The sequence below is a fragment of the Roseixanthobacter pseudopolyaromaticivorans genome, assembly GCF_043195145.2.
In the GTDB taxonomy this organism is placed as follows: Bacteria; Pseudomonadota; Alphaproteobacteria; order Rhizobiales; family Xanthobacteraceae; genus NCEH01.
Window position 1 is genome coordinate 2,733,116 of sequence record NZ_CM195539.1, and the last position, 22,316, is coordinate 2,755,431.

20 protein-coding genes are annotated in these 22,316 nt (G+C 63.3%); 9 read left to right on the plus strand and 11 right to left on the minus strand.

What is annotated here, in order from left to right; all coding sequences use genetic code 11:
- Positions 1 to 9: 9 nt before the first annotated feature.
- Together V5F68_RS13140 and V5F68_RS13145 are read right to left on the minus strand one after the other, a co-directional pair.
- Positions 10 to 666: a DUF2865 domain-containing protein gene (locus V5F68_RS13140; protein WP_394015154.1), complete on the minus strand. Its 657-nt coding sequence runs from the start codon at positions 664 to 666 to the stop codon at positions 10 to 12.
- Between the two features lie 30 nt (positions 667 to 696).
- Complete coding sequence (locus tag V5F68_RS13145; RefSeq protein ID WP_394015155.1) at positions 697 to 867, minus strand: hypothetical protein; 171 nt, start codon at positions 865 to 867, stop codon at positions 697 to 699.
- A 226-nt stretch (positions 868 to 1,093) separates the two neighbouring features.
- On the opposite strand from V5F68_RS13145, the gene V5F68_RS13150 reads away from it, so the two are divergent.
- A complete protein-coding gene (locus V5F68_RS13150; protein ID WP_394015156.1) occupies positions 1,094 to 2,032 on the plus strand; it encodes a LysR family transcriptional regulator in 939 nt (312 codons plus the stop codon).
- Between the two features lie 10 nt (positions 2,033 to 2,042).
- Here the strand turns inward: V5F68_RS13150 and cysE are convergent, their stop codons facing one another.
- The 4 genes from cysE to V5F68_RS13170 form a co-directional block, all read right to left on the minus strand.
- Positions 2,043 to 2,879: a serine O-acetyltransferase gene (cysE, locus tag V5F68_RS13155; RefSeq protein ID WP_445322316.1), complete on the minus strand. Its 837-nt coding sequence runs from the start codon at positions 2,877 to 2,879 to the stop codon at positions 2,043 to 2,045.
- A gap of 2 nt (positions 2,880 to 2,881) precedes the next feature.
- Positions 2,882 to 4,132 (minus strand): homocitrate synthase, encoded by a 1,251-nt coding sequence (nifV, locus tag V5F68_RS13160; RefSeq protein WP_394015157.1) that lies wholly within the window; start codon positions 4,130 to 4,132, stop codon positions 2,882 to 2,884.
- Positions 4,133 to 4,361: 229 nt separating this feature from the next.
- Entirely contained in the window at positions 4,362 to 5,198 is an 837-nt protein-coding gene (gene modD, locus V5F68_RS13165) for a ModD protein (RefSeq protein ID WP_394015158.1), read from the minus strand.
- Between the two features lie 50 nt (positions 5,199 to 5,248).
- Positions 5,249 to 6,106 (minus strand): hypothetical protein, encoded by an 858-nt coding sequence (locus V5F68_RS13170; RefSeq protein ID WP_394015159.1) that lies wholly within the window; start codon positions 6,104 to 6,106, stop codon positions 5,249 to 5,251.
- 350 nt (positions 6,107 to 6,456) lie between these two features.
- On the opposite strand from V5F68_RS13170, the gene V5F68_RS13175 reads away from it, so the two are divergent.
- The 4 genes from V5F68_RS13175 to V5F68_RS13190 all read left to right on the plus strand — a co-directional run bounded on the left by V5F68_RS13175 (position 6,457) and on the right by V5F68_RS13190 (position 10,429).
- Positions 6,457 to 7,011 (plus strand): peroxiredoxin, encoded by a 555-nt coding sequence (locus tag V5F68_RS13175; RefSeq protein WP_348844661.1) that lies wholly within the window; start codon positions 6,457 to 6,459, stop codon positions 7,009 to 7,011.
- 4 nt (positions 7,012 to 7,015) lie between these two features.
- Positions 7,016 to 7,561 (plus strand): alkylhydroperoxidase, AhpD family, encoded by a 546-nt coding sequence (gene ahpD, locus V5F68_RS13180; RefSeq protein ID WP_394015160.1) that lies wholly within the window; start codon positions 7,016 to 7,018, stop codon positions 7,559 to 7,561.
- Between the two features lie 248 nt (positions 7,562 to 7,809).
- On the plus strand, positions 7,810 to 9,543 hold the full coding sequence (gene nifA, locus V5F68_RS13185; protein ID WP_394015182.1) for a nif-specific transcriptional activator NifA: 1,734 nt from the start codon (positions 7,810 to 7,812) through the stop codon (positions 9,541 to 9,543).
- 94 nt (positions 9,544 to 9,637) lie between these two features.
- Positions 9,638 to 10,429 (plus strand): 4Fe4S-binding leucine-rich repeat protein, encoded by a 792-nt coding sequence (locus tag V5F68_RS13190; RefSeq protein WP_394015161.1) that lies wholly within the window; start codon positions 9,638 to 9,640, stop codon positions 10,427 to 10,429.
- 136 nt (positions 10,430 to 10,565) lie between these two features.
- On the opposite strand, the gene V5F68_RS13195 is transcribed toward V5F68_RS13190, so the two are convergent.
- The 5 genes from V5F68_RS13195 to V5F68_RS13215 form a co-directional block, all read right to left on the minus strand.
- Positions 10,566 to 11,807 (minus strand): cysteine desulfurase, encoded by a 1,242-nt coding sequence (locus V5F68_RS13195; RefSeq protein ID WP_394015162.1) that lies wholly within the window; start codon positions 11,805 to 11,807, stop codon positions 10,566 to 10,568.
- A 4-nt stretch (positions 11,808 to 11,811) separates the two neighbouring features.
- The gene (gene sufD, locus V5F68_RS13200) at positions 11,812 to 13,143 is read right to left on the minus strand and encodes a Fe-S cluster assembly protein SufD (RefSeq protein ID WP_394015163.1); all 1,332 of its coding nucleotides are present in this window, start codon (positions 13,141 to 13,143) and stop codon (positions 11,812 to 11,814) included.
- 5 nt (positions 13,144 to 13,148) lie between these two features.
- Positions 13,149 to 13,907: a Fe-S cluster assembly ATPase SufC gene (gene sufC, locus V5F68_RS13205; protein WP_394015164.1), complete on the minus strand. Its 759-nt coding sequence runs from the start codon at positions 13,905 to 13,907 to the stop codon at positions 13,149 to 13,151.
- Positions 13,908 to 13,946: 39 nt separating this feature from the next.
- Positions 13,947 to 15,428: a Fe-S cluster assembly protein SufB gene (gene sufB, locus V5F68_RS13210; RefSeq protein WP_394015165.1), complete on the minus strand. Its 1,482-nt coding sequence runs from the start codon at positions 15,426 to 15,428 to the stop codon at positions 13,947 to 13,949.
- Positions 15,429 to 15,560: 132 nt separating this feature from the next.
- The gene (locus V5F68_RS13215; protein WP_348844653.1) at positions 15,561 to 15,755 is read right to left on the minus strand and encodes a 4Fe-4S dicluster domain-containing protein; all 195 of its coding nucleotides are present in this window, start codon (positions 15,753 to 15,755) and stop codon (positions 15,561 to 15,563) included.
- A 648-nt stretch (positions 15,756 to 16,403) separates the two neighbouring features.
- Here V5F68_RS13215 and nifH point away from each other — a divergent pair.
- From nifH to nifE, 4 genes are all read left to right on the plus strand, one after another.
- Positions 16,404 to 17,294 carry a nitrogenase iron protein gene (gene nifH / locus V5F68_RS13220; protein WP_509274262.1) on the plus strand — a complete coding sequence of 297 codons (891 nt, stop codon included), beginning with the start codon at positions 16,404 to 16,406 and terminating at the stop codon, positions 17,292 to 17,294.
- 82 nt (positions 17,295 to 17,376) lie between these two features.
- Positions 17,377 to 18,879: a nitrogenase molybdenum-iron protein alpha chain gene (gene nifD / locus V5F68_RS13225; protein ID WP_394016308.1), complete on the plus strand. Its 1,503-nt coding sequence runs from the start codon at positions 17,377 to 17,379 to the stop codon at positions 18,877 to 18,879.
- Positions 18,880 to 18,958: 79 nt separating this feature from the next.
- Positions 18,959 to 20,518: a nitrogenase molybdenum-iron protein subunit beta gene (nifK, locus tag V5F68_RS13230; protein WP_394016313.1), complete on the plus strand. Its 1,560-nt coding sequence runs from the start codon at positions 18,959 to 18,961 to the stop codon at positions 20,516 to 20,518.
- A gap of 120 nt (positions 20,519 to 20,638) precedes the next feature.
- Positions 20,639 to 22,315, plus strand: coding sequence for a nitrogenase iron-molybdenum cofactor biosynthesis protein NifE (nifE, locus tag V5F68_RS13235; RefSeq protein ID WP_394016307.1), 1,677 nt, complete (start codon positions 20,639 to 20,641; stop codon positions 22,313 to 22,315).
- The last annotated feature ends 1 nt before the right edge of the window (position 22,316 follow it).

Genomic DNA, 22,316 nt, shown 5'->3' on the forward strand with positions numbered 1-22,316 from the left:
ACGCTGGCGCTAGCGGATGAAATTTCCGGAGCTCTCACGCGAAACCATCAGGTCCTGAATGCGGCGCTTGAGGTCGTTGGTGATCTTTGGATACCGTTCCGGCGTGACAAAAGCGGCAGGCGAATAAGGCACGCCGCCCTTGGCACCGGCGAAGATCCGCGGCCCATCGGCCTGCATAACGATATCGCCCTTCTGCAGGGAGGTGTCTTCCGCAATCGGGACGGCAGCCAGTCCCAACGGCCCATTTCCGGTGCAGGAACAGGTATCGGTGAGTTTGGTCCGGTATAAAAATGCGTTTGGCATATCCGCATAGGACGCGCCACCGCGATCGGTCGCATGCTCAATGCTACCACCCCGGAACACCGCCGTCTTCGCCGCCGGGCAGAGGGCCGCGCAACGCCCCTCCTCCTGTCCGGAACTGACGCCGGACATGGGAAAATAGCGCCCATCGCAGGTGCGCACGCAAAACGCGATACCACCGCCCTCACTGCGACGCGGCTCGGCGCTCGGCGTTACGGTAATCGAGGGGGGTGAAACCGGCGCTGCGCGGATGATGCCCCCGAACAATGCGGCGAAAAAATCGCCCGGGCTCTGTGCCGAGGCGGGGCTTGCCCCTAACGCCACAAGCGCGACAGCCGCCGCCTGGAGCTTTACCGCTGCGCGCATGGCGTACCCCTTCGATCCGCAAGCAGGAGATCAGCCGAAGTGCGTGAGCACGGGCTCTTGAATGACGGCGAAGGCGCTGGGTCCGAAATAGCGCTGCTTGGGCGCAGGGCTATCCAATTCGGGCAAGACCACAAAAGCTGACGCTGAAACCAGCGTCACCATCATCGAGACGATAACCAGGGCGCGTGCGATCATGGACATGGCAAAACTCCGTCGGTGCCTCGCCTTCCTCCGACTTGATCTCGGAGGGCTGCCATGAGAACGCCTTATTAACCACACAGTTCCATCGCTCCCGTCAGATGAGCGGAAAGGCCGAGCGCTGGGCTCCGTGGGCTTTCTTCCCTGCAATGCGCTTGTCGCTTGCAGCGGGCGCCATTCCGGGCGAAGGAACGGGACCTTAGGTCAGCGTATGCGTTGAAATGGCGACATGATCGACAAACTCGAATATCTGATCGCCCTTGCGCGCGAGCGGCACTTCGGCCGGGCCGGCGAAGCCTGCGGCGTGACGCAGCCCACTTTGTCGGCTGGCATCAAGCAATTGGAAGACACGCTCGGCGTGCTCCTGGTGCAGCGCGGTTCCCGCTTCATGGGCTTCACGCCCGAGGGCGAGCGCACCCTGGAATGGGCCCGCCGCATCGTGGCGGATTCCCGCGCCATGCGGCAGGACATCGACGCCCTGAAACGCGGTCTCTCAGGGCCGCTGCGCATCGCCGCGATCCCGACCGCCTTGCCCATGGTGGCCGCGCTCACGACACCCTTCCGCGCACGCCATCCCGACGTGCGCTTCACCATCATCTCTCGCACCTCCATCGAGATCCTCAACCATCTCGAAAATCTGGAGATCGACGCCGGGCTGACCTATCTGGACAATGAACCGCTCGGCCGCGTGAACACCGTGCCGCTTTATCGCGAACGCTATCGCCTCGTCACGTCTCCGGACGCCAAGTATGGGGACCGCGCGGAAGTGACATGGGCCGAGATCGCCGACCTGCCGCTGTGCCTGCTGACACCGGACATGCAGAACCGCCGCATCATCGACGGCATGCTCAGCGTCAGCGGGGGGCCGCCCAAGCCGACGCTGGAATCCAATTCCATGATCGTGCTGTTTACCCATGTGCGCACAGGGCTGTGGGCAAGCGTGATGCCGGCCATGCTGGCGGATTCGCTGGGGCTGACATCGAACGTCCGCTCGATACCGATCGTCGAGCCTGACATCACCCATTCCATCGGGCTCGTGGTCCCGCATCGCGAGCCGACCACGCCCATCACGGCAGCGCTGGTGGCGGAAGCGCGACGCATTGCCCCGCGGCTTGAGCAGAATCTGATCATGGAGCGCGACCCGGCGCTCGCAGCGCTCAAACCCTGATCTCGCGGCCCTATTGGACCGCGGTTTCCTGCGGGAGAGCCTTGGACGGCCGGAAATCTTGCGGCGAAAGCGCGTTGTCGCAGCCATCCCCGCCCGGCACGGGGCGCGCACCGGCCATGTGTCCCTGTTCCTGGTGATGCTTCAGCCGCATCTCCAGGAATTCGATGCGGTCGAGCAGCGCCGAGACGGCCTCCCCCACCGGATCCGGCATCAGGTGATGCTCAAGATCGATGCGTCCGTCTCCCAATCGCCGGCGCTCGGACAACGGCTTCACGATCCGCCCGGGAATGCCCACCACGGTCATGCCCGGTGGCACATCTTCCACCACGACCGAATTCGCCCCGACGCGCGCGCCGACGCCGACCGTAATGGGGCCCAGGATCTTCGCGCCGGCTCCCACGAGGACACCATCCATCAGCGTCGGATGCCGCTTGCCGGCAGTCCAGGATGTGCCGCCGAGCGTAACGCCATGGTAGAGCGTGACGTCATTGCCCACTTCCGCTGTTTCGCCGATGACGACGCCGGCCCCATGGTCGATGAAGAAGCGTTCGCCGATCCGCGCGCCGGGGTGGATATCCACGTTCGTCACCAGGCGCCCGAACCAGGAGAGGAAGCGCGCCAGGAATTTCGCCTGTCCCTGCCAAAGCCGGTGTGCGCACCGGTGCCAGATCACGGCATGAACGCCGGGATAGGTCAGCACAATCTCTAGGGTCGCACGCGCCGCCGGATCGCGCGACTTCACGCAGGCGATGTCGTCGCGGATCTGCCGCCACAGGCCTGGCGCGCGCGGCACCACGGGCACGGTCCGGTTAACGGCGGCGGGGGCTTCCTGGCGGCTCGTTCCCATGATCATGTCGCGCTCCCGACGGTGGACCGGCGCAACCGAAGCGCGGCCTCGGTGAATGTCTCCTCGTAGAACCGCAGCAGCATGTCCGATGGAACCGTGGCCTTGGTGCGCACGGCGAAGGCCCGCACCCGCTCCAGGATCGCCCTGCCCCGCGCCACGTCCACCGTGATGCCTTCGTCCGCCAGCGCTTTTTCGACCGCAGCAAGGCCGGAGTGCTTGCCGAGCACCACCCGATGGCCGCGCCCGAACAATTCCGGATTCAGCGCCTCATAGGTGGCACGATCCTTCAGCAGGCCTGAGACATGGATACCGGATTCATGGGTGAACACATCAGCGCCGACGATCGCCTTGCCACGCGGCACCGGACGCCGGGCGGCAAGCGACACCTGTTCCGCAAGCGGGCCAAGGGCGGCGGGCGAGATCCCGGTTTCGGCACGCGCCGTCTGGCGCAGCGCGATCGCGACCTCCTCAAGCGCCGCATTGCCGGCCCGCTCGCCGAGACCGGCGACGGTGACGCTGGCATGCCGGGCGCCGCCCATCACCGCGGCAAGCGTATTCGCCGTGGCAAGCCCGAGATCGTCATGGGCGTGGAATTCCAGCTCAAGGTCGCTCGCCGCCGCTACCCGCCGCACCAGCGCATAGGTGGAGAAGGGATCGAGCACCCCCAGCGTGTCGGCAAGGCGCAGGCGGAACGCGCCGGCTGCCCGGGCCGTCTCCGCAAGGCGGCAGAGGAAATCCGGGTCGGCACGGGAAGCGTCCTCGCCCCCCACGGCCACCTCGAAGCCCAGCGTGCGAGCGAGCGAAACAATGCGCGTAACCGTCTCGAGGGCCCAAGGACGGTCCTTGCCCAGCTTCCCCGCCAATTGCCGGTCCGAGGTGGGAATGGAGAGGTTGACGATGCCGACGCCTGCGGCCACAGCCGCCATCAGGTCGTCTTCATTCATGCGGCACCAGGCCATGACCCGGGTGGGAAGCTTCAGCGACACGATGGAGCGCAGGGTTTCAATTTCCTCGTCACCCATCACCGGCGTGCCGGCCTCGATCTCCGGGACACCGGCAGCGGCGAGCGCCTCGGCGATCTCGATTTTTTCGCGCCGGGTGAATGCGACGCCGGGCGCCTGCTCCCCATCCCTCAGCGTGGTGTCATTCAGGAAAACATCGCGGAGGGGTGCGGTCCCGTCCGGCCCGGAGCTGCTTGAGAAGCCCGGCCGGCCCTCGGTGATCTTGGCGGATTTGGATGTCTTAGCCAGCATGGTGTGTCTCGGCTATCCAGTGGATTGAGACTGTCACCGATTACCTAAGCAAGCGATGTGCCACTGAATTAAGCATCTGAAAATGCTTTATTCTTCGGCATTTTTGACAAGCGGCGAATTTGGTGCGCGTCGGGGGGACGACGCGTTCGGCGGGTTCGCGACAGGGCCTGTCGTGCCTCGCCCACACAGTAAGCCGGGTCTCGGTGTCGGAAAGACTTCGGATCCCGTTTCAGGCCGCCGAGAGGGTGACCTTCACATCGGCGGGAGCCGCCCAGTAAGGGGCCGACGTGACGAGAATATGCGCGCCGGCCCGGGCGTAGGCCGCCGCGTTCGCGGCGTTCACGCCCCCCGCGGCGGCCACAAGGGTGGATGTTCCAGCGGCATTCACCATCTGCACCACGGCCGCGATGTCCTGCGGCGTCATCTTTTCGCACTGGAGAACATCGGCGACCGCAAGCATAGCTGAGGCCTCGTCCAGGGACGCGACCTCGACCACCACTTTCTTTTCGGGCGCGGTGCGGCGCAAGCGCGCGATCGCGGATGCAGGATCGTTAAGAAAGACCCGATGCTCGGGAAAGATCAGCAATGTTTCCGACAGGCCCAGCCGATGCGGCTCGGCCCCGCCCGCGCGGATCGCGGCAATCATCGGAGCCTTCGCGCCGGGAAAGGTCTTGCGGGTGGTGACAACGGAAATCTCAGGGGCGACCGTCCGCGCCGCATCGACGATGGTCGCGGTGGCGGTGGCAATGCCCGAAAGATATTCCACGAGGGTCTGCGAGACCTTCCAGGCCCGATGGAGGGCACCGGCGCTGCCGTGCGCACGCAGCAGCACTGCGCCCGCCTCAACGCGTGAAGCCGAGGGTGCCACGACTTCGGCCTGCCCGCCGGAGCGGACGATCAGCGCCGCGGCCGTCTCGATGCCGCAGACCACAGCAGCCGACCGCATTTGAAACTGCATGCTTGCCGGCGCGTCGCCGATGCCGAGGAGATGGGTCGTCAGGTCTCCGTGGGGGACGTCTTCCGCCAGCAGCGCATCGAGCTGCTCCGGCAACCAGCCGAGATCCATTCCGATGTCCTCTTAGGGCCGCCGTGCTCGCGGGAGAGCAGCGGACAAGGTCAATGCGCAATGCCGCCGGCCGCACCGGCGCCCATGCTTTCGAGGGTACGGATCGCGTCCAGGGTCGCATCCGCGATCCGGCTCGGGCGCTCGGCAATGCCGAGCCAGCTTTGCTCGCCGGTCAGGCGCGGGTCAACCTCGGCCAGCTTCAGGTCGGCCGGAACCGAAACGCCGCTGCGCACGAGCCCGCGCAAATGCCCGGCCAGGGGAGCCGTGACCGGCACTTTGTCACAGGTGCCGATCACCTCGTCACGGCGCACCCGGTCGCCGATCGCGGCATGCGTCACCCAGATCCCCGGCGCGGGCGCGCGGGCGAAACGCTCGCGCCCCGTCCCCGCCAGCGGGGTTGAACGTCCGTGGGGAGCGAGCGTGGAGCCGTCGCGCAGAATGCCGATCGCCTCCGGCGCCGTCTCCACCGCCACGTCCACATGCCGGCCGGCGGTGAAGCCCGGCCCAAGGCCGACGCTGACCCGTGCGAAGGGACGGATATCCACCTTCAGGCTGCGCATGCGCATGCGCGCATCCACCAGGACATCGATCAGGCCGAGGCACAGCAACTCACCCATTTCCAGGGACGTCACCATCACCGCGTGGCGTTCGGTGAAGCCGCGCAACACCTCCACCAGCGTATCCGCCGGCCGGGCGGGCAGACCGTCCAATTCCGAGAATCCCGTCACCAACGCGTCGTCGAAGGCCATGCTGCGGCGCAGGACCGGCTGGGAGGGATCGCGCGACAGCACGACGCCGTAACCGGCGCGGAACATCCGATGCGCCACCGCCGAAGCGACATCGTTGGTGCCGAGCACCACGGCCACTGGCGCACGCCCGGACGGGGTGAATTCGGTTTCGCTGCGCATATTATCCTGCCTTGCGAGGACGTATCGCACCGCGTGTAGCGACATTCGTGCCAAGTCACGCCCTGTGCACCACAGCTGCGCGGGAGCGCGGTGCGGCCGTCGACGATGTGACAGCGATTGCAAGGGCTCCGGCGCTCTGGACAGGCCGCCGCAGGAAGGCCGGTTCGCTTTACGACACACGTCGACATGGCAGAGGTTCAATGTCGTGTCGCAAAGCCGACACGCCATGGCTGTCGCAAACCGGCTCATTGGAATCAGAAGCATTTCGCAATGCAGCACCGCTGGCACATGGCTTGCTAGAATCCCTCCACACGGCGTCGACACGCCCATTCGGGATTTTGGAGACTGACATGCTCGGTATCGGCAGCACCCTTCCCGCCTTCTCTGTCACCGGCGTGAAGCCCGGCTTCAATTTCCATGAGGAAAATGGTCAGTCCGCATTCGAGCCCCTGACCGAGGAGAGCTTTCCTGGAAAGTGGAAGATCATCTTCTTCTATCCGAAGGATTTCACCTTCGTTTGCCCGACCGAGATCGCGGAATTCGCCCGCCTCTCCGGCGAGTTCGCTGACCGCGATGCGGTCGTGCTCGGCGGCTCGACGGACAATGAATTCGTGAAGCTCGCCTGGCGGCGGGACCACAAGGATCTGAACCGCCTGCCCATCTGGTCGTTTGCCGACACCAACGGTTCGCTGGTGGACGGGCTCGGCGTGCGTTCGCCCGACGGCGTGGCCTATCGCTACACCTTCGTGGTGGACCCGGACAATGTGGTGCAACACGTCTACGCCACGAACCTCAACGTGGGCCGCAATCCTAAGGATACGCTGCGGGTTCTTGATGCGCTTCAGACTGACGAATTGTGCCCCTGCAACCGCGAAGTCGGCGGCGATGTGCTGAAGGTCGCGTGATCCGATGAGCATCGAGGCCCTCAAAGCCCAGCTTCCCGACTTCGCGAAGGACGTGAAGCTCAATCTCTCCTCGCTGACGCGCGAGGATTCCATTTCGCCCCAGCAGCTCTATGGGCTGCTGGTGGCGTGCGGCCTGACCACGCGCAACGCCGCCGTGGCACAGGCCCTGGAAGCGGAAGCCGCACCGCATCTGGCGCCCGCCGCCATGAACGCCGCCAAGGCGGCCGCCTCCATCATGGCGATGAACAACGTCTATTATCGCTTCACGCATCTGGCTTCCAACAAAGCCTATGAAACCTTGCCCGCGAAGCTGCGCATGAGCGTCATCGGCAGCCCCGGCGTGGACAAGGCAGATTTCGAGCTCTGGTCCCTCGCCGTGTCAGCCATGAACGGCTGCGGGCGCTGCATCGATTCCCACGAAAAGGTTCTGCGCGACGCCGGCATCAGCGAGGCGCAGATCCAGACCGCTGTGCGGGTCGCCGCCATTGTCGCCTCGGCGGCGGTGGCCCTGGAAGCCGCGGCAACGGCCTTGCCCGCTGCCGCGGAATGACCCTCGTGCCTCGGTACGAAGTCGGCAGATTTTCTTGATCTAGATCAAAGCTCGCGATCACCCTCGGGTGTTTCCTGGAAGTTCTATAAAATGCAGCCACGTCGAAAAGATAGTGGCGCAGGGAAGCACCGACAGGAGGGCGAACCTCTCGCGAGCCGCTTGCGGCAGGGAGTACGTCCATGTCCGACGTCTTTCAGATTCGTGTGCCTCGAGCGTCCAGCAACGCTAACGGGGAAGCCTCGCTCGCCATGTCGAAACCAAGCTCCGGCATCACGCCCGGGGTGCCGCACGCGCACCCGCACCGGGGCACGTCGCCGGAAGTAGCGCTGATCGGCATCTACGAAATTTCGAAGATCCTGACCGCGCCGCGCCGGATGGAAGTGACGCTCGCAAACGTCGTCAACGTATTGTCTTCAATGCTGCAGATGCGGCACGGGATGATCGTCATTCTCGATTCCACCGGTGAGCCGGACATGGTGGCTACCACCGGCTGGATGCCGCAGATCGCGAGCCAGATCCGTGCCCGCGTGCCGCAGAAGGCGATCGATCAGATCGTCGCGACCCAGACGCCCCTGGTGGTGCAGGATGTCTCGGCCGATCCCATGTTCGCCGGGCACGAGGATCTCTTCGCGCCTTCGGACAACACCACGGTTTCCTTTATCGGCGTTCCCATCAAGGCGGATACGCAGGTGATGGGCACGCTGTCCATCGACAGGGTCTGGGACGGCACCGCGCGCTTCCGCTTCGATGAGGACGTGCGCTTTCTCACCATGGTGGCCAATCTGGTGGGTCAGGCCGTCCGGCTGCACACGCTCGTGGCCGGCGACCGCGACCGCCTCATCGCCCAGACCCACCGCCTCGAAAAGGCGCTGAAGGAAGAAAAGCCCCAGGCCGACGACCTGCCCGACACCAGCGCGCCCGACGCGGGCCCGATGGGGATCGTTGGCGATAGCCCGCTGGTGAAGCGCCTGATCGCCACGGCCCAGGTGGTGGCGCGATCCAATTCAACCGTTCTGCTGCGCGGGGAAAGCGGGACCGGCAAGGAATTGTTCGCCCGCGCCATCCACGAGTTGTCCCCACGCAAGGCGAAGGCCTTCATCAAGGTGAACTGCGCCGCCCTGCCGGAGACGGTGCTGGAATCCGAGCTTTTCGGGCATGAAAAGGGAGCTTTCACCGGCGCCCTGAATATGCGGCAGGGCCGGTTCGAAATGGCCCATGGAGGCACGCTGTTCCTCGATGAGATCGGCGAGATTTCTCCGGCATTCCAGGCCAAGCTGCTGCGCGTGCTGCAGGAAGGTGAATTCGAGCGCGTCGGCGGGAACAAGACCTTGAAGGTGGACGTGCGCTTGGTGTGCGCCACCAACAAGAACCTTGAGGAGGCCGTCTCCAAGGGCGAATTCCGCGCCGATCTCTACTACCGCATCCATGTGGTGCCGCTCATCCTGCCGCCCCTGCGCGAGCGGCCGGGCGACATCCCCAAGCTGGCGAAGAATTTTCTCGATCGCTTCAACAAGGAAAACAAGCAGGGTCTCAGCCTCTCGGCCCCGGCCATGGAAGTGCTTCGGCGCTGCTATTTTCCGGGCAACGTGCGGGAACTGGAAAACTGCGTGCGGCGCACGGCCACGCTCGCCCATGATGACGTGATTACGCCCCATGATTTCGCCTGCGACACCGGGCAGTGTCTTTCCGCCATGCTATGGAAGGGCAGCGCGCCCAAGCCTCTCCCCATCCCGCCGTCCCAGCCCTTGACCCACTTGCAACCGGCGCCGATCGCACCGCTGGATGTGGCGCCGCCTGCGACATGTCCCGGCACCGAGGCGTGCCCTGCCGTGCCCCCGCGCCAGAGCGAGAAGGAACAATTACTTCAGGCGATGGAACGGTCCGGCTGGGTGCAGGCGAAGGCCGCGCGCATCCTCAATCTCACGCCGCGGCAGATCGGCTATGCCCTGCGCAAGCACGGCATCGACATCAAGCGGTTCTGATGCCTGCCAATCGCATCACAACGCGCGCGCGAATAAACCGCCTGCCCCGCCCCTTCAGGCGGGTCGAGGCTCTCTTTGCGGACGCCGGCGCACCATGATCGCCGAGGCGCCGGCCCAGTCGGCCGATCCGTTCGAAGCGATGGACTGGCAGGGCCGGCCGGTGCGGTGCCAGGATTGCCCGCACGAGGACATTCATGCCGAGGGGCGGTGCGATCTCGGAAAGATCTGCGTGGCCGATCGGCGCGGCAAACGGATCGATCGCTTCTTTGCGCGAAATCCCCACTTTGCGGCCCGTTATCTCGACCACCCCTATTTCGAAGTGCGTACGCTCGCTGCGAAACACGCCAGCCTGTTTTTGCTCGGCCCGATGCGCGACGATCCCGAGCCTGACGTTCGGATCATGGTCGCCTACCGTCTGCCCCTGTCACGCATCCGCGACATGCGCAAGGATGCGGACGCACGCGTGCGCATGGCGGTCACACAGCGCCTGGAAGGCAACGATCTGATCGCCATGCTGGCGGATGAGAACTACGCCGTGCGGCTCGCAGCGGCACGCCGTGCGCCACCCGCCTCGCTCGTGATGGCGCTTTATGACGGCGAGGCGGAAGTGCGGCGCGAAGTGGCGCGCCGCATCGCCCTGCCCCATCTCGTAACCATGGCCGGCGACCCGGACCCGCTCGTGCGCTTGGCCGTTGCCGAGCGGCTATCCCCCGAGCGCCTCACCGTGCTTTTGAAGGATGCCGACATGCGGGTGCGGTTTGCGGTGGCGGAGCGCATCGGCCGCGCCCACCTCGCGCCCCTTGTGGATGATCCGGTGAGCGAGATTCGCGAACTCGCCTTGCGGCGCCTGATCGAGGACAGCGGGCGCGACGGTTCCGGCAGGTAGCCCCCACCGGGGGCTCTGTCCGCAGGGCACCCCGCCAGAGTGTTGATGACCTTGGACTGAAAACGTAAGGGCCAGCGCATGGCCGGCCCCTAAAGATCAGTATCGAAATTTCGCCCGACGCTCAGCGGCGCTGGTGTCAGGCGAAGAACTCGCCGGCCTTGGCCAAGGCCCGCGCCAGTTCGTCCACCTCCTGATGCGTGTTGTAGAGGGCGAAGGACGCACGGCAGGTGGCCGAGACGCCGAAGCGCTCGAGCAGCGGCATCGCGCAATGGGTGCCCGCACGCACCGCAATGCCAGCCCGGTCGATCACAGTGGCCACGTCATGGGCATGGGCGTTCTCCATCGCGAAGGAGACGATAGCGCCCTTTCCCGGCGCATTGCCGATGATCCGCAGCGAATTGATCTCGCTCAGCTTCTCATGCGCGTAAGCAACCAATGACGATTCATGGGCGCGGATCCGCGCCTTGCCGATGGACTGGATGTAATCAAGCGCGGCACCAAGCCCGATCGCCTGAACGATCGCCGGCGTGCCCGCCTCGAAGCGGTGGGGAGGCGCACCATAGGTAACCGTGTCGCGGGAAACCTCGCGGATCATCTCGCCGCCACCGTTGAAGGGCGGCATCTGGCTTAGAAGTGCGTGCTTGCCATAAAGCGCGCCGATGCCCGTCGGCCCGTAAAGCTTGTGGCCGGTGATGACATAGAAGTCACAATCGATGTCGCGGACGTCGACATCCATATGGACGCTTGCCTGCGCGCCGTCCACCAGAACGGGAATGCCCCGCGCGTGGGCGATGCGCACAACGTCCTTCACCGGAACCACGGTGCCGAGCACGTTCGACATCTGCGTGATCGCGACAATCTTGGTGCGATCGGTCAGAAGCTTCTCGAACTCATCGAGCAGGAAGTTTCCCTCGTCATCCACCGGCGCCCATTTGATCACCGCGCCCTGCCGCTCGCGCAGGAAATGCCAGGGCACGATATTGGCGTGATGCTCCATGATGGAGAGGACGATCTCGTCGCCGGGGCCGATATTCGCACGGCCATAGGTCTGCGCGACCAAGTTGACGGCCTCCGTCGCGCCCCGCGTGAAGATGATCTCATCCGTGCGCTCGGCATTCAGAAAGGCCGCGACCCGCTCGCGCGCGCCCTCGTATCCGTCGGTCGCGGCATTGGCGAGATAATGCAGCCCGCGGTGCACATTGCTGTATTCCGACGTATAGGCTTGGTTCATCCGCTCCAGCACCGCCTTCGGCTTCTGGGCCGAGGCTCCGTTGTCCAGATAAACCAAGGGCTTGCCGTATACCTGCATGCCGAGGATGGGAAAATCCTCGCGGATGCGGCTGACATCGTAGCTTCCGTTGTTGACTGCCGGATGCATCGCCTCAACCCCGCTCGCCCAACCACGCGAGCGTGACAGCGCTCAGGGCTTCGCGCAGGCCCTCATGCGCGATGGTGTCGACGACTTCCCCAACGAAGGCCTGAATAAGCAGCGCCTCGGCCTCCTTGGCAGGGATACCGCGCGCCATCAGATAGAATTTGAGCTGGTCGTCGAGCGTCCCCGTGGTGGCTCCATGGCCGCATTGAACGTCGTCCGCGAAGATCTCAAGTTCCGGCTTGCTGTAGACCTCGGCTTCTGCCGAGAGCAGGAGGGCGCGCGACATCATCCGCGCATCGGTCTTCTGCGCCAGCTGCCGCACCGCGATCTTGCCCTGGAACACCGCCTGCGCCGCATCGTCCACAACCGCCTTGAAGGTCTCGCGGCTGGTGCTGGCCGGAGCCGCATGGTCGATGGACAAGGTGGTGTCGCCATGCTGCCGTCCAGCGAGAAGGCTGACACCGGAAAGTTCTGCCATAGTCTCACCGCCGGCGAGCCGGACGAACAACTGGTTGCGCACCAGGGCGCCCCCTACAAGGAAGCCGAAAGCGCTGAAATGCGCGCGGGCGCCGACATCCGCCAAGAGCGTCGCCACGTGGAGCGCGGCGTTGCCTTCCCGGACGATCTTCACGTGGTCCAGTCGGGCATCGTCGCCGATCTCGATCTTCACCACCGCATTGACCTGATAGTCCGACTGCGCCGGTCCCTCGTGGCTCTCGATCAGGGTTGCGCGTGCGCCCTTCCCTAGGACCACCAGCGACCGGGTGTACACGGCGGTCGGGGTCGCACCGGTGGCCACAAACATCAGATGAAACGGCCGGTCCACCACCACGCCGTCCGCAACCTCGATTACCACTCCATCCGCTGCGAAAGCCGTATTCAGCAGCAGCGTCGGTTCGTTGGCGGGAAGAACCGGGCCGATGTCGCAGGAGAGCACCGATTCATCTGCCTCAAGAGCCGGGGCCAACGGACGGATCGTTACCCCGACCGCCAGCCCCTCAAGGTCGGAGAGTGCGGGCGCAAACGTGCCATCTACGATGGTGATGCGCCGAAACCCAAGTTCGCTAAGGTCTTGCCCCGCATGCGCAGCAACCTGGAAGGCGGCCGCATCAGGCGGCGGAGCGATTGGCTTCGCGTCCTTCATCAGGCGCCGCAGGTCGGTGAATTTCCAGGCTTCGAGCCGGCGATGCGGCAAGCCGCCGAGCGCGAAGGCGTCGAACGCCTCGTTGCGCGCAGCCGAAATCGCACGGCCGCCCGGCAGGCTTTGCCGCGCGGCGGAATAGGCCTCCATGAGGCCGTTTTCGGCCTCCGTCTTGATGGCGGCGATCGCTACATTCATGGCCGTCACGCCGCCTCGTTCTGGTATTGGGCATAGCCGGTGGCTTCGAGCTGCAGGGCAAGGTCCTTGCCTCCGGTCTCCACGATCCGCCCTGCCGCGAGAACATGCACGACATCCGGCACGATATAGTCGAGCAGCCGCTGGTAATGGGTGATGACGATCATGCCTCGCTCCGCCGAGCGCAGCTGGTTGACGCCATTGGCCACCACCTTCAGCGCATCGATGTCGAGCCCTGAATCGGTCTCGTCCAGAACGCACAATTTTGGCTCCAGAAGCGCCATCTGGAGCGTCTCGTTGCGTTTCTTTTCGCCGCCGGAGAATCCGACATTCAGCGGCCGGCGCAGCATCTCCGGGTCGATGCCGAGCTTCTTGGCCAATTCGCGCACGCGCTTCAGCAAGTCCGGCGACGACAATTCCTCCTCGCCGCGCTTCTTGCGTTGGGCGTTGAGGGCAGCGCGCAGGAAGGTGAGTGTCGCGACGCCGGGAATTTCCAGCGGATACTGGAAGGCCAGGAATACGCCCTTAGCGGCGCGCTCGTCCGGCGACATGTCGAACAGATCCTCGCCGTTGAACAGCACCTGGCCGCCGGTAATCTCATAGCCGGGCTTGCCTGCGAGCACATAAGATAGCGTGGATTTTCCGGCGCCGTTCGGCCCCATGATGGCGTGAATCTCGCCCTTGTTGACGGTGAGGTCGAGGCCGTTGAGGATCTTCCGCCCGCCGATCTCGGCGCGAAGGTCGCGGATTTCCAGAAGCGCAGTCATCGCCAATTCCTATCCTGTCCGGGTTTCGTGCCTGTGCGCCTAACCGACGCTGCCTTCGAGTGAGATCGAGATGAGCTTCTGCGCCTCCACGGCAAATTCCATGGGGAGTTGCTGCAGCACGTCCTTCACGAAGCCGTTCACAACCAGTCCGACCGCTTCTTCCTGGGACAGACCGCGCTGGATGCAGTAGAACAGCACGTCCTCGGAGATCTTCGAGGTGGTCGCCTCATGCTCGAACACGGCTGTGGGATTGCGCGCCTCGATGTAGGGAACGGTGTGGGCGCCGCACATATCGCCGATCAGCAGCGAGTCGCAGGCGGTGAAATTGCGTGCGCCGGCTGCTTTGCGATGTGCCGTCACCTGACCGCGATAGGTATTCTGCGACACGCCTGCCGCAATGCCCTTCGAGATGATACGGCTCGACGTGTTTTTGCCGAGATGAATCATCTTTGTGCCACTGTCCACCTGTTGATGGCCGTTGGAAATGGCGATGGAATAGAACTCGCCGCTGGAATTGTCGCCGCGTAGGATGCAGCTCGGATATTTCCAGGTAATGGCGGAACCTGTCTCGACCTGCGTCCAAGAAATCTTGGAATTATCACCCCGACAATCGCCGCGCTTGGTGACAAAATTGTAGATGCCGCCGACGCCCTCCGAATTTCCCGGATACCAATTCTGGACGGTCGAATACTTGATTTCTGCGTCATCCATGGCGACCAGTTCGACCACGGCGGCGTGGAGCTGATTTTCATCCCGCTGTGGCGCAGTGCAGCCTTCCAGATAGCTCACATATGCGCCCTTGTCGGCGATGATCAGCGTCCGCTCGAACTGTCCCGTGTTCCGCTCGTTGATGCGGAAATAGGTGGACAATTCCATAGGGCAACGCACACCCTCGGGCACGTAAACGAAAGAGCCATCCGAAAACACCGCCGAGTTCAGGGTCGCGAAGTAATTATCCGAAGTCGGGACGACGCTTCCGAGATACTTTTTCACCAGATCCGGATATTCACGCAAGGCTTCGGAAATGGGCATAAATATCACGCCGGCTTCCCGCAGCTCCTTCTGGAACGTGGTGGCGACCGAGACGGAATCGAACACCGCGTCCACCGCGATGCGCCGCTCGCCCTCAGGCCGTACCACGCCGGCGAGCAGTTCCTGCTCGCGGAGGGGAATGCCGAGCTTTTCGTACGTTTTCAGGATTTCCGGATCCACCTCGTCGAGCGAGGCCAATTCTTTTTTCTTCTTGGGAGCGGAGTAATAATATAGATCCTGATAGTCGATCTTGGGATAGGAGACACGCGCCCACTCCGGCTCGCGCATAGTCAGCCACCGGCGGTAGGCGGTCAGCCGCCATTCCAGCATCCAGTCCGGCTCATTCTTCTTCGCCGAGATGAAGCGCACGATGTCTTCCGACAAACCTTTGGGGGCTTTTTCGGATTCGACCTCGGTAACGAAGCCGTACTTGTATTGCTCGACATCGATACGGCGGACCTGCTCGACTGTCTCTTGTACGGCGGCCATTCGGTCACTCCCCTCAGGGTTTCAAGCGGTGTAGACGCACTTCCTAAGTGCCCACCCCGGCGGCCCCGTCGGCGGCGCCGCCGTTCATCGCAAGCCTGGTGCGTTCAGCGACCAGGCCCGTCACCATCCCTCTCAAGCAGGCACGCACGTATCCGCCACGGGGCAGACCGCGGCGCACTGCGGGGTCTCGAAGCTGCCCTCGCATTCGGTGCATTTCTTGGGATCGATAATGTACATGTCGTTCTTCAAGCGAATGGCCGCATTGGGGCATTCGAATTCGCATGCACCGCACACGGTGCATTGCGAGGCGACGATCTTGTAGGCCATCTACGTGACTCCCGAGCGCGCGTGTGATGTCACCTGACATCTCGCAAACGGGGTTCACGCAAACCCCGTGCCAGCCCTCGCTACGCTGATTTATTTGAGTTTTTCCAATGCAACGCCGAATGGCCCTGTCGCGCGCCCGACAGCGTGTCGCGTCTGCGACAGGCTGAATGTCCGACCGGCTCCCCAGAGCGCGAACCGGCCGACACGCCGCCGTCGAAGCAGGTCCGGCGTTCGGCATGCTTACGCGCAACACGCGTATGCGCACCTCATCGCATCCTCGGTCCCAGACCCCAGCCGGTTATCGGCGCGGAGGGCCAGCGAACACCGCTCCAAGACGCGCGCGATCCTGAACACGTCGCAGCACATTCAAGGATGTCGTTTGATCTCCAGGGATGTCAGGTTTGAAACAACTCTTAAAAACCTTCCATTTTCCAAACATCTCCCTGTTTTCATTGATCTTTTATAAGCGGTCTAGTGCTGGCACAGGAGTTGCAAAATCCAATCGGCGTACGGCGACTGGTTGCTGGCTTCTGCCGATGACCTGGACAAGCAAAGTCCGCCTCCGTTCCGCGAAGCAGGGCTGACGAGTTCGGAAACGAGCAGATCACGCATCGGCGTGAAGCTGCAACCAGTTCGCAGGAGAAGCACATGTCGTCACTACGACAAATCGCATTTTACGGTAAGGGAGGGATCGGCAAGTCGACGACCTCCCAGAATACGCTCGCGGCCCTGGCCGAGATGGGACACAGGATCCTCATCGTCGGCTGCGATCCCAAGGCGGATTCCACGCGTCTGATCCTGCACGCCAAGGCGCAGGACACCATCCTCAGCCTCGCGGCTGCCGCCGGCAGCGTCGAGGACCTGGAACTCGAAGAAGTGATGAAGGTCGGCTACCGCGACATCCGGTGCGTGGAATCCGGCGGTCCCGAGCCCGGCGTCGGCTGCGCCGGCCGCGGCGTCATCACCTCCATCAACTTCCTGGAGGAGAACGGCGCCTACGAGGACATCGACTACGTCTCCTACGACGTGCTCGGCGACGTGGTGTGCGGCGGCTTCGCCATGCCCATCCGCGAGAACAAGGCGCAGGAAATCTACATCGTCATGTCCGGCGAGATGATGGCCATGTATGCGGCCAACAACATCTCCAAGGGCATTCTCAAATACGCCAATTCCGGCGGCGTGCGGTTGGGCGGGCTCGTCTGCAACGAGCGCCAGACCGACAAGGAGCTGGAACTGGCGGAAGCCATGGCGAAGAAGCTCGGCACCCATCTGATCTACTTCGTGCCGCGCGACAACATCGTGCAGCACGCCGAGCTGCGCCGCATGACCGTGCTCGAATACGCTCCGGACTCGGTGCAGGCGGGCCATTATCGCTCGCTGGCCACCAAGATCCATGCGAACGGCGGCAAGGGCATCATCCCGACCCCCATCACCATGGACGAGCTGGAAGACATGCTCATGGAGCACGGCATCATGAAGGCCGTGGACGAGACTGTCGTCGGCAAGACCGCCGCCGAACTCGCAGCAATGTCCGCCTGAGGCTTTTTCAAAGCAATCCCAGCCCCTTTCGTGAGGGGCTGGTTTTCCGCCACGAAAACTGGGGTTAAGCGAGGATAGCGAAATGAGCCTGGCAAAGACGCAGAGCATTGAAGAAATCAAGGCTCGCAACAAGGAACTGATCTCGGAAGTCCTGCAGGTCTATCCCGAGAAGACGGCCAAGAGGCGCGCCAAGCACCTCAATGTCCATGAATCCGGCAAGTCCGATTGCGGCGTGAAGTCCAATCTGAAGTCGGTTCCCGGCGTGATGACCATCCGCGGCTGCGCCTATGCCGGCTCGAAGGGCGTGGTCTGGGGTCCCATCAAGGATATGATCCACATCAGCCACGGCCCGGTCGGCTGCGGCCAGTATTCGTGGGCCGCGCGCCGCAATTACTACATCGGAACGACCGGCATCGACACCTTTGTGACGATGCAGTTCACCTCCGATTTCCAGGAAAAGGATATCGTCTTCGGCGGCGACAAGAAGCTCGCCAAGATCATGGACGAAATCCAGGAGCTGTTTCCGCTGAACAACGGCATCACCGTTCAGTCGGAATGCCCGATCGGCCTGATCGGCGACGACATCGAGGCGGTCTCCAAGGTCAAGTCGAAGGAATACGACGGCAAGACCATCGTTCCCGTCCGTTGCGAAGGCTTCCGCGGCGTGTCGCAGTCGCTCGGCCACCACATCGCCAACGACGCGATCCGGGACTGGGTGTTCGACAAGATCCCGGCTGACGCCACGCCGCGCTTCGAGCCGACGGCCTACGACGTCGCCATCATCGGCGACTACAACATCGGCGGCGACGCCTGGTCCTCGCGTATCCTGCTCGAGGAAATGGGTCTGCGCGTGATCGCCCAATGGTCCGGCGACGGCTCGCTGGCCGAGCTTGAGGCCACTCCCAAGGCCAAGCTCAACGTCCTGCACTGCTACCGCTCGATGAACTACATCTCGCGCCATATGGAAGAAAAGTACGGTATTCCTTGGTGCGAATACAACTTCTTCGGTCCGTCTAAGATCGCGGAATCGCTGCGCAAGATCGCCAGCTATTTCGACGATAAGATCAAGGAAGGTGCGGAGCGCGTGATCGCCAAGTACCAACCTCTGATGGACGCGGTGATTGCGAAGTATCGCCCCCGTCTCGAGGGCAAGACCGTAATGCTGTTCGTCGGCGGCCTGCGCCCGCGCCACGTCATCGGCGCGTACGAAGACCTCGGCATGGAAGTCGTCGGAACCGGCTACGAGTTCGGCCATAACGACGACTACCAGCGCACGGCCCAGCATTACGTGAAGGACGGCACGCTGATCTATGACGACGTGACCGGCTACGAGTTCGAGAAGTTCGTCGAGAAGATCCAGCCGGATCTGGTCGGCTCGGGCATCAAGGAAAAGTACGTCTTCCAGAAGATGGGCGTGCCGTTCCGCCAGATGCACTCCTGGGACTATTCCGGCCCCTACCACGGCTATGACGGTTTCGCGATCTTCGCGCGCGACATGGACATGGCCATCAATTCCCCCGTCTGGAAGATGACGAAGGCCCCGTGGAAAGCGGTGCCCAAGCCTACCCTGATGGCGGCGGAATAGCTTCACCGCGTCCCGGCGCGCCCTCGCGGGCGGCGCCGGGACCTCAGATCGGGACATGACATTTCAAGAGGACACCACCATGACTCAAAATGCCGATCACGTGCTCGATCATCTCGAGCTGTTCCGCGGCCCGGAATACCAGCAGATGCTGGCGAACAAGAAGAAGATGTTCGAGAACCCACGCGATCCGGCCGAAGTGGAGCGCGTTCGGGAATGGGCCAAGACCCCTGAGTATCGCGAGAAGAACTTTGCTCGCGAGGCGCTGACCGTGAACCCCGCGAAGGCCTGCCAGCCGCTCGGCGCCGTGTTCGCCGCGGTCGGGTTCGAGGGCACCATCCCCTTCGTCCACGGTTCGCAAGGCTGCGTCGCCTATTATCGCAGCCATTTCTCCCGTCACTTCAAGGAGCCCAGCTCCTGCGTCTCCTCGTCCATGACGGAAGACGCGGCGGTGTTCGGTGGCCTCAACAACATGATCGACGGCCTCGCGAATACTTACACGATGTACAAGCCGAAGATGATCGCGGTCTCCACCACCTGCATGGCGGAAGTCATCGGCGACGACCTCAATGCCTTCATCAAGACGGCGAAAGAAAAGGGCTCGGTTCCGGCGGAATACGATGTGCCCTTCGCTCATACGCCGGCCTTCGTGGGCAGCCACGTCACCGGCTACGACAATGTCATGAAGGGCATTTTCGAGCATTTCTGGGACGGCAAGGCCCGCACCGCGCCGGTGCTGGAGCGGGTGCCGAACGAGAAGATCAACTTCATCGGCGGCTTCGACGGCTACACCGTCGGCAACCTGCGTGAAGTCAAGCGCCTGCTCGGCATCATGGGCGCCGACTACACCATCCTCGGCGACAATAGCGACGTGTGGGACACCCCCACCGACGGCGAGTTCCGCATGTATGACGGCGGCACCACGCTGGAGGAGGCGGCCAACGCGCTCCACGCCAAGGCCACCATCTCGATGCAGGAATATTGCACCGAGAAGACCTTGCCGTTCATCCAATCCCACGGCCAGGAAGTGGTCGCCTTCAACCACCCGATCGGGGTGGCCGGCACTGACGCCTTCCTGATGGCGGTGTCCCGCATCATCGGCAAGGAAATCCCCGAGGAGCTGGCACGCGAGCGCGGTCGCCTGGTGGACGCCATCGCCGATTCCAGCGCGCATATCCACGGCAAGAAGTTCGCCATCTACGGCGATCCGGACCTCTGCCTCGGCCTCGCCGCGTTCCTGCTGGAGCTCGGAGCCGAACCCACCCATGTGCTCGCCACCAATGGCAGCAAGCAGTGGGCGGAAAAGGTCCAGGCCCTGTTTGACTCCTCGCCCTTCGGCCAGAACTGCCATGTTTATCCCGGCAAGGATCTCTGGCACATGCGCTCGTTGCTGTTCACGGATCCGGTGGATTTCCTGATCGGCAACACCTACGGCAAGTATCTGGAGCGCGACACGGGCACGCCGCTGATCCGCATCGGCTTCCCGATCTTCGATCGCCACCACCACCATCGCTATCCGGTGTGGGGCTATCAGGGCGGCATGAACGTCCTGGTCTGGATCCTCGATAAGATCTTCGACGAAATCGACAAGAACACGAACGTTCCCTCGAAGACCGATTACAGCTTCGACATCATTCGCTGATCGTCGTTTTCGCAAGCCTGCCCCACCACCCGACAGGGCGGTGGGGCGCATACATGAAAGTATTCACCACCCGATTTGCTTCATTCATTTCACCACCCGTTCCATGGATAGGAGATGCGCATGTCGTCGTTATCGGCCACGATCCAGGACGTTTTCAACGAGCCGGGCTGCGGCAAGAATGCCAACAAGTCGGAGGCCGAGCGCAAGAAAGGCTGCACCAAGCAGCTGCAACCCGGCGGTGCGGCCGGCGGCTGCGCCTTCGACGGCGCCAAGATCGCGCTCCAGCCGCTGACAGACGTCGCCCATCTCATCCACGGTCCGATCGCCTGCGAAGGTAACAGCTGGGACAATCGCGGCGCCAAATCCTCCGGCTCGAACATCTGGCGCACCGGCTTCACCACGGACATCAACGAGACCGATGTCGTGTTCGGCGGAGAGAAGCGCCTGTTCAAGGCGATCCGCGAGATCATCGAGAAGTATGATCCGCCGGCGGTGTTCGTCTATCAGACCTGCGTCCCCGCCATGATCGGCGACGATATCAATGCGGTCTGCAAGGCCGCGAAGGAGAAGTTCGGCAAACCGGTCATTCCGGTGAATTCGCCCGGCTTCGTCGGCCCCAAGAACCTCGGCAACAAGCTCGCGGGCGAAGCCCTGCTGGAGCATGTCATCGGTACCGAGGAGCCCGAATATACCACCCCTTACGACCTCAACATCATTGGCGAGTACAATCTGGCCGGCGAGTTGTGGCAGGTGAAGCCGCTGCTGGACGAGCTAGGCATCCGCATCTTCTCCAGCATCTCCGGCGACGGGCGCTACAAGGAAGTTGCCTATTCCCATCGCGCCAAGGCCGCCATGATGGTGTGCTCCAAGGCCATGATCAATGTCGCCCGCAAGATGGAGGAGCGCTACGGCATCCCCTTCTTCGAAGGCTCCTTCTACGGCATCGAGGATTCCAGCGATTCCTTGCGGGAGATCGCCCGTATGCTGATCGAGCGCGGCGCACCGGCGGAGCTGATGGAGCGTACCGAGGCGGTGATCGCCCGCGAGGAGGCCAAGGCCTGGGCGGCGATCGCGAAGTACAAGCCCCGCTTCAAGGGCAAGAAGGTGCTGCTGATCACCGGCGGCGTGAAATCCTGGTCGGTCGTGGCGGCGCTGCAGGAAGCCGGCCTTGAGCTGGTGGGCACCTCGGTGAAGAAGTCCACGAAGGAAGACAAGGAGCGCATCAAGGAATTGATGGGCCAGGACGCCCACATGATCGACGATATGACGCCGCGCGAAATGTACAAAATGCTGAAAGACGCGAAAGCGGACATCATGCTCTCGGGCGGCCGCTCGCAGTTCATCGCGCTCAAGGCGTCCATGCCTTGGCTCGACATCAACCAGGAGCGGCACCACGCTTATATGGGCTATGTGGGCATGGTGAAGCTGGTCGAGGAGATCGACAAGGCGCTCTACAATCCGGTTTGGGAACAGGTGCGCAAGGCGGCGCCGTGGGAAGTGGCCGGCACCAATTGGCAGGCCGTCGCCATGGCGCAGATGGATGCGGAGGCAGCCGCCCTCGCCGCCGATCCGGTGGCCGCCGAGGCTGCGCGCCGGGCGAAGAAGATCTGCAATTGCAAGTCGGTCGATCTCGGCACCATCGAGGATGCGATCGCGGCCCACGGGCTGTTCGACGTCGAGGGGGTGCGAACCCACACACACGCATCCGGAGGCTGCGGCGCCTGCTCCGAGCGCATCGACGACATCCTTGCGTCCGTCACCGTGGCGGCCGTCCCTGCCCTCCAGGCTGCAGAATAGG